At 64.0% G+C, this 6,623-nt stretch carries 9 protein-coding genes; 5 read left to right on the top strand and 4 right to left on the bottom strand.

The features are described from left to right. Positions 1–1,060, top strand: a 1,060-nt coding sequence (locus EOA60_RS13620; protein ID WP_128311483.1) for a TIGR01620 family protein, incomplete at its 5' end; no start/stop codon positions are given. Positions 1,061–1,186: 126 nt separating this feature from the next. Beyond that, positions 1,187–1,714, top strand: coding sequence for a hypothetical protein (locus EOA60_RS13615; RefSeq protein ID WP_245299552.1), 528 nt, complete (start codon positions 1,187–1,189; stop codon positions 1,712–1,714). A 68-nt stretch (positions 1,715–1,782) separates the two neighbouring features. Here the strand turns inward: EOA60_RS13615 and EOA60_RS13610 are convergent, their stop codons facing one another. Then, positions 1,783–2,049, bottom strand: a complete 267-nt coding sequence (locus EOA60_RS13610; RefSeq protein WP_067320126.1) for a hypothetical protein — start codon at positions 2,047–2,049, stop codon at positions 1,783–1,785. Positions 2,050–2,321: 272 nt separating this feature from the next. On the opposite strand from EOA60_RS13610, the gene EOA60_RS13605 reads away from it, so the two are divergent. From EOA60_RS13605 to EOA60_RS13595, 3 genes are read left to right on the top strand one after another with little or no spacing between them, the layout of a single operon-like run. After that, positions 2,322–4,157, top strand: a complete 1,836-nt coding sequence (locus EOA60_RS13605) for a monovalent cation:proton antiporter-2 (CPA2) family protein (RefSeq protein WP_067319730.1) — start codon at positions 2,322–2,324, stop codon at positions 4,155–4,157. Between the two features lie 10 nt (positions 4,158–4,167). Continuing rightward, on the top strand, positions 4,168–4,716 hold the full coding sequence (locus EOA60_RS13600) for a DUF924 family protein (protein ID WP_067319728.1): 549 nt from the start codon (positions 4,168–4,170) through the stop codon (positions 4,714–4,716). 26 nt (positions 4,717–4,742) lie between these two features. Continuing rightward, entirely contained in the window at positions 4,743–4,982 is a 240-nt protein-coding gene (locus EOA60_RS13595) for a hypothetical protein (RefSeq protein WP_095825309.1), read from the top strand. A 1-nt stretch (position 4,983) separates the two neighbouring features. Here EOA60_RS13595 and folK read toward each other — a convergent pair whose 3' ends face one another. The 3 genes from folK to folP all read right to left on the bottom strand — a co-directional run. Continuing rightward, a complete protein-coding gene (gene folK, locus EOA60_RS13590; RefSeq protein WP_095800807.1) occupies positions 4,984–5,496 on the bottom strand; it encodes a 2-amino-4-hydroxy-6-hydroxymethyldihydropteridine diphosphokinase in 513 nt (170 codons plus the stop codon). Next, a complete protein-coding gene (folB, locus tag EOA60_RS13585) occupies positions 5,480–5,839 on the bottom strand; it encodes a dihydroneopterin aldolase (RefSeq protein ID WP_066992392.1) in 360 nt (119 codons plus the stop codon). Before folB ends, folK begins: the two co-directional genes overlap by 17 nt. 2 nt (positions 5,840–5,841) lie before the next feature. Continuing rightward, positions 5,842–6,623, bottom strand: a 782-nt coding sequence (gene folP / locus EOA60_RS13580) for a dihydropteroate synthase (RefSeq protein WP_128311481.1), incomplete at its 5' end; no start/stop codon positions are given.

Below are 6,623 nucleotides of genomic sequence, written 5' to 3'. Positions count from 1 at the left end.
GGCGGCCTTCCGCATCGGGCCCGAGCCCGCGCCAAGGCACGAGGCGCCGCAGAAGCGTGGCGCCGAACAGCCCGTGCGCAGGCCACGCGCCGCCAGGGCCGATGTCGCCGTGGTCATTCCCTCGGAGATCGACGTTTTCGACCAGCCGGATATCGAGCAGGCCCCGCCGCCACCGGCGACCGCTCCAAGGAGGCGCTCGCTGCTGGCACGCCTGTTTTTCGGAGCTTTCGGCGTGCTTGTCTCGCTCGCGGTGGGCCTGTGGACGGATCAGCTCATCCGTGATCTTTTCGCGCGCGCCGAATGGCTGGGCTGGCTGGCGGCCGGCATGGCGGCCATCGCGCTTTTGTCGCTGCTGATCGTCCTGATCCGCGAGTTCCTCGCCATCGCACGCCTCGCTGAGGTCGAGAAACTACAGCGACGGGCCGTGGATGCGGTGGCGCGCGACGACCCCAAGGCCGCGCGCGCTCTGGTCGACGAGCTTTCCGCCTTCGTCGCGGCAAAACCGGAGACCGCGGCCGGCCGCCGCTCGCTCGCCGAATTGCGAGGCGAGATCATCGATGGCGCCAATCTGGTGCGGCTCGCCGAGACCGAGATTCTGTCGCCGCTCGATGCCCGCGCCAAGATGATGATCCTGGAGGCCGCGAAGCGCGTCTCGCTGGTGACGGCGGTCAGCCCGCGCGCGTTGGTCGACGTCGCCTATGTCGTGTTCGAAGCCGGCAGGTTGATCCGGCGCCTGTCGGAACTTTATGGCGGCCGTCCCGGCACGCTGGGCTTCTTCCGCCTGGCGCGCGGTGTGCTTGCCCATCTCGCGGTGACCGGCTCGATCGCCGTCGGCGACAGTTTCGTGCAGCAGATCGTCGGCCACGGCCTTGCCGCGAAGCTCTCGGCAAAGCTTGGTGAAGGCGTCGTCAACGGCATGATGACGGCGCGCATTGGCATCGCGGCGATGGAAACGACGCGCCCGCTGCCGTTCATTGCGGTAAAGCGACCGGGGCTAGGCGATTTCCTCTCGGCATTGACCTCGTTCGCGACGCGAAAGGATGGCCGAAGCGAGCAGTAAGGTAAATGCAGAAACGGTCGCCAGTGACGAAGCATTAACCAATCTTCTTCATGGTCACTCTGGTTCCAACAGCAGACTCGTTCGTGCCGGGTGTTGTCAATGAGAAGCGTAATCTTGTCCTGCGTCATGACCGCAACGGTTGCGGCCGCCGTACCGCTCGGCCTCGTCGAAAGGGCCTTTGGAGCAGAGGCTGACAAGCAGTTTTTCCGCTCGGTCGAAGGCAAATGGGTCGGCCCTGGCGAAATCATCGCCGGCAAATACAAGGGCACGAAGTTCACCTGCAATTTCAACGGTTCCACGCCGGACGGCAAGGTCGGCATGACGCTAGACGGCGACTGCCGGGTCGGCGTCTTCACCCAGAAGATGTCGGCGACGGTCGAACGCCGGGGCCGGGATGGTTACAAAGGCACTTTCATGGGCGGCTCGACCGGCAACGGCATGGACATTGTCGGCGGCAATGTCGTCGATCCCCAAAAGGTCGTCTTCACCATTAACCGCAATCAGTTGAACGGCGTCATGCAGGCGCGCGTTCCCGACGACAATTCGATGACCGTGACGGTCGCCGTGCGCGTCGACAAGCAGCTGGTGCCGGTCATCGGCATGAGCCTAAAGCGGGTCGACACGGTCGAAGTCGGCTCGATCGCGAAGAACTGAGCAAAGGCGATCGAGGAAGACAAAAGGCGGCAGCCAATGGCCACCGCCTTCTTTCGTTTTGACTTGGCTCAACCCTTGATGGCGGCAGTCACTTCGTCATATGCCTTGCAGGCTTCGTCCAGCGTCGTGGCATTCTGATATTTCGTCGTCACGGCCTGCACCTTGGCCGTCAGATCAGCCGCCTTGCTCGGATCCTTGGTGATTGCTTCCTGAAGCGCGGCAGCCATGTCCTGCGCCTTCTTGGCGGCGATCTCCTGTGTGCACTCCGGTCCCTTCGAACAGGCCGAAACGGCCAGCGCCGCAACGCCAACGGCAACGAGCAAAAACTTCTTCATGTCAGTCATCTCCTCAAAAAAAGGCAGCGGCCCATCGCCGCTGCCCTCCAATGGCTGAAGCTCCATAGCCAAAGCCTACTGGCCTTAACCTTTGATTGTGGCGGCGCGCAACGACCGGGCTCCGTAAACTTGTGTACGAAGCTGCAGCGGGAGTTTGCCTGACGGCACACGCTCGTTTTCGGGCCGACACCCCTGCTCTTCCTGCCAGGCCCCTGCCCTTGCCTCGCACTCCCGCTGCATGCAAGGAGTGCTGAAACGAAAGGACGGTAGTCATGGCGGCTGAAGCATCGGGCAGCGATCTCGTACAGGTAGTGGCGCTGCTCGCTGCCGGCGTGATCGCCGTGCCGATCTTCAAGCGCATCGGGCTGGGCTCCATCCTCGGCTATCTCGCTGCCGGTGTGGTCATCGGGCCGTTCGGCCTCCGCATTTTTTCCGAATCGGAAGCCATCCTTCACGTCGCCGAGCTTGGCGTCGTCATGTTCCTGTTCATCATCGGCCTGGAAATGCAGCCGTCGCGACTCTGGGGCCTGCGCCGGGAAATCTTTGGTCTCGGCGCGCTGCAGGTTGGCGTCTGCGCCGTTCTGTTGACGCTTGTCGGCCTGGCCGGAGGCTTTCCGATCGCGCAATCCTTCGTCGCCGGCGCCGGCTTCGTGCTGACCTCGACCGCGATCGTCATGCAACTGCTCGAGGAGCGCGGCGAGATCGCCGCGCCCAAAGGGCAGCGCATCGTTTCGATCCTTCTGCTCGAAGACCTGATGATCGTGCCGCTTCTGGCGCTGGTGGCGTTCCTGGCGCCGGGGGGCGCGGAGACCAGCCTGTCTGAGCGCTTGACCGAAGTGGGGATCGGGATCGCGGCGATCGTCGGCCTCGTCGTGGCCGGTCGCTATCTGCTCAACCCGCTCTTCCGCATCCTGGCCGATGCCCGCGCCCGCGAAGTGATGACGGCCGCCGCCCTACTGGTGGTGCTTGGGTCGGCGCTAGCCATGCAGCTTTCCGGTTTGTCGATGGCGATGGGTGCGTTCCTCGCCGGCGTGCTGCTCTCCGAATCGACCTTCCGCCACCAGCTCGAAGCCGATATCGAGCCGTTTCGCGGCATCCTGCTCGGCCTGTTCTTTCTTGCCGTCGGCATGTCGCTCGACCTTGGCGTCGTCGCCCAGAACTGGCGCCTAGTCGCCATTTATGTCGTCGCCTATATGGTCATGAAGGGGCTCGGCATCTATCTGGTCGCGCGTATGCTCAAGAGCGGCCATCGCGAGGCGCTCGAGCGCGCCGTCGTCATGGCGCAGGGCGGCGAATTCGCCTTTGTGCTCTATTCCTCGGCCGCCGTCGTCGGCATCATCGACGGCCAGGCCAATTCCACGCTGACCGCAATCGTCATCATCTCCATGGTGCTGACGCCCGTGGCTATCTTGGCACTGCGCTACCTCACCCCGCGCGACGAGCAATCGCTGGAAGGCGTCGACATCGCCGACGGGCTAACCGGAAGCGTGCTGATCATCGGCTTCGGCCGCTTCGGCCAGATCGCCAGCCAGCCGCTGCTTCTGCGCGGCCTCGACGTCTCGATCATCGACAATGAGGTCGAGATGATCCAGGCGGCGGCCGATTTCGGCTTCAAGGTCTATTACGGCGACGGCACGCGGCTCGACATCCTGCGTGCGGCGGGCGCTGGCCGCGCGCGCGCCGTGCTGATCTGCGTCGACAAACCGGACGTGGCCGTGCGCATCGCGCAATTGATCAAGGCCGAATTCCCGCTGGTCACTATCCTGGCGCGCGCCTTCGACCGCGGCACCGCGCTGCAACTCATCCGCGCCGGCGTCGACTATCAGTTGCGCGAGACCTTTGAATCGGCGCTGGTCTTCGGCGGCTCGGCCCTGGAAGCGCTGGGCGTCGATCCGGAGGAGGTAGCCGAGGTGATCGAGGACGTTCGCCGCCGCGACACAGCTCGCATCGAGACACAGCTCGCCGAAGGTATCCGCGCCGGCCAGCGCTTTCTCAAAGGCAATATCGGCACGCCGATCCCGACCCCGCTCGCGCAGCCGCGCCGCGCCGGCCGGGCGCTGAACGAAGAGACGGCCGGCGTGCTGAACAAGGCAGAGACGAAGAGCTGAGGAGCAGCGCGTGGCAGAACTCGACCCGCGGGCGCTTGCCGTCACCAAATTCTGGCGCGATGCCGGCGAGGACGCCTGGTTCGAGAAGAACGACGCGTTCGACTCCGGCTTCCGCGACTGCTTCCTCGAGCTGCACCACGCCGCCGCCCGGCGCGAATGCGACGCCTGGAGCGAGCATGCCGAAGGATCGCTGGCGCTGATGATCCTGCTCGACCAGTTTCCGCGCAACTGCTTCCGCGGCACCGGGCATATGTACGCGACCGATCCGCTGGCCAGGCATTTCGCCGATCGGGCGATCGCCGCCGGTCATGATATGGCGCTTGAAGAGTCACTCCGTGTCTTCCTCTATCTCCCCTTTGAGCATTCGGAGTCGCTCGCGGATCAGGAACGCTCGCTCGAACTTACAGCGGCGAGGGCGCCGGATTATCTGAAATACGCCAAGGAGCACCTGGAGATCATCCAGCGCTTCGGGCGCTTTCCGCACCGCAACAAAATGCTCGGCCGCGAGACGACGCCCGAGGAAAAGACGTTTCTCGAGGGCGGCGGTTTCTCCGGCTGAACAGGCAAACTGCGGATAATCAACATATGATCGTGCTAGCAGGGCGGACCTACGAAGCCACGATCGGAAGCGACGTCCAACGCGATGGCATGTATCTGGAACTCGCCGACCAACACGGGCACATTGTGGGCCAGATTTTCTTTTCGGATTTCGATAGGAAGATGACCGTGACCCTGTTTGAGTCTGAAGTGTCCGTGGAAGTGGTTGAATGGATGATCGCCACGGCCAAGATCCGTCTTCCTCCAACCAATCCCACCCTCGGCTAATCTAAGCGAGCCACCACTCCCGGCCGGACGGCAGCCGCTCGATCCCCGAAATATCGACGGCGCCGAGCCGCTCCGACACGCTTTTGTTGCCGACCACAAGGTCGGGCGCGATCTCGGCCAGCGGCGCCAGCACGAAGGCCCGCTCCAGCATGCGCGGATGGGGAACCTCAAGACCCGTCTCGTGGATCACCCGGTCACCGAACACCAGAATGTCGATGTCGATCAGGCGCGGCCCCCAACGTTCCTCGCGCACCCGCTTCAGGCGCCTCTCGACGTCCAGGCAGAGATCGAGCAGGTCGCGAGGCGAGCGCGCCGTTTCGATCCCGGCGGAGGCATTGAGAAAATCCGGCTGGTCGAGCTTGCCCCACGGCGGCGTCCGGTAGAGTGAGGAAACAGCGGTGACGCGCGTCTTGTCGTCGCCGTCCAGCATGCGCAGCGCCGCGGCCATGGATTTCGCCGGATCGCCGAGATTGCCGCCGAGGCTAAGGTAGACGGCGCTATTGAGGCCAGACAACTGTCACCTCGACATGATCGAGCACGCCCGGAACCGGGGCGTTCGGCTTGCGCACGGTAATTTCCGCTTTCCTGATCTGTGGAAAGCGCGCCGCCAGCGCTTTCGCCACTTCCAGCGCCAGCGCCTCGATCAGGAAACGCCGGTGCCCGGTGACGATCTTCTCGATGACCGCGAAAGCGATGCCGTAATTGACGGTATCCTCGATCGAATCGTCCTCCAGCGGCCGGCTGGGCTCGACGGTGAGTTCGGCGTCGACATAAAAACGCTGACCGAGCGTCTCCTCCTCGTCCAGCACGCCGTGCCGGGCAAAGAAGGCGCAGTTCTTCATGCGGATGACATACATCGTCAGCGTCCGGGAGAAAGTTTTTCTCGCGCCAGCATAGCATCGGCCATCGCCAGCGCATCCACGTTGATTGCGACATCGTGGACGCGAAAAAGATCGGCTCCCTTGAGCCGCAGAATGACGCTCGTGGCCGCCGTGCCAACAGCGCGCTCAGCGGGCTCGCGCCCGGTGACGCCGCCGATAAAACGCTTTCGCGACGTTCCCGCCATCAGCGGAAAGCCGAGCGCCTGAAGCTCGGAGAACCGCGCCATCAGATCGAGATTTTCCTCCGTCGTTTCCTTGGCAAAGCCGAAACCGGCGTCGAGCACGATCTGGTCCTCGGCAACATTGCTGGCGCGCGCGATCTCCAGCGATTTGCTGAGGAACAGAAGCTGGTCCTCGATCACGTCCGGCAGCTTCTGGCGTTCACGGCCGGTATGCATAATGATGAGGCCGGCGCCGGTCTCGGCCGCGACTCTCGCGATGCCGGGCTCGCGCTGCAGTCCCCAGACATCGTTGACGATATGCGCCCCCGCAGCGACGGCCCGCCGCGCGGTGTCCTCGCGATAGGTGTCGACCGAAATCAGCGCCTCGCCCGATGCCGCGAGCGCCTCGATGACCGGCAGCACCCGCGTCTGCTCTTCTTCGGCGCTGATCGGGGCAAAACCGGGCCGCGTCGATTCCCCGCCGATGTCGATGATGGCCGCGCCCTCTTCCGCCATGCGGCGCGCCTGGGCTATCGCCTTCTCCGGCGCAACGAAATTGATTTCGCGCGGATCACGCATGGTTGATGGACAATGACGAC

The sequence above is a fragment of the Mesorhizobium sp. M1A.F.Ca.IN.020.06.1.1 genome, assembly GCF_004023265.1.
Classification (GTDB): Bacteria; Pseudomonadota; Alphaproteobacteria; order Rhizobiales; family Rhizobiaceae; genus Mesorhizobium.
The sequence above is the reverse complement of the archived record's forward strand: the minus strand, read 5'-3'. Positions and strand labels throughout refer to the sequence as shown.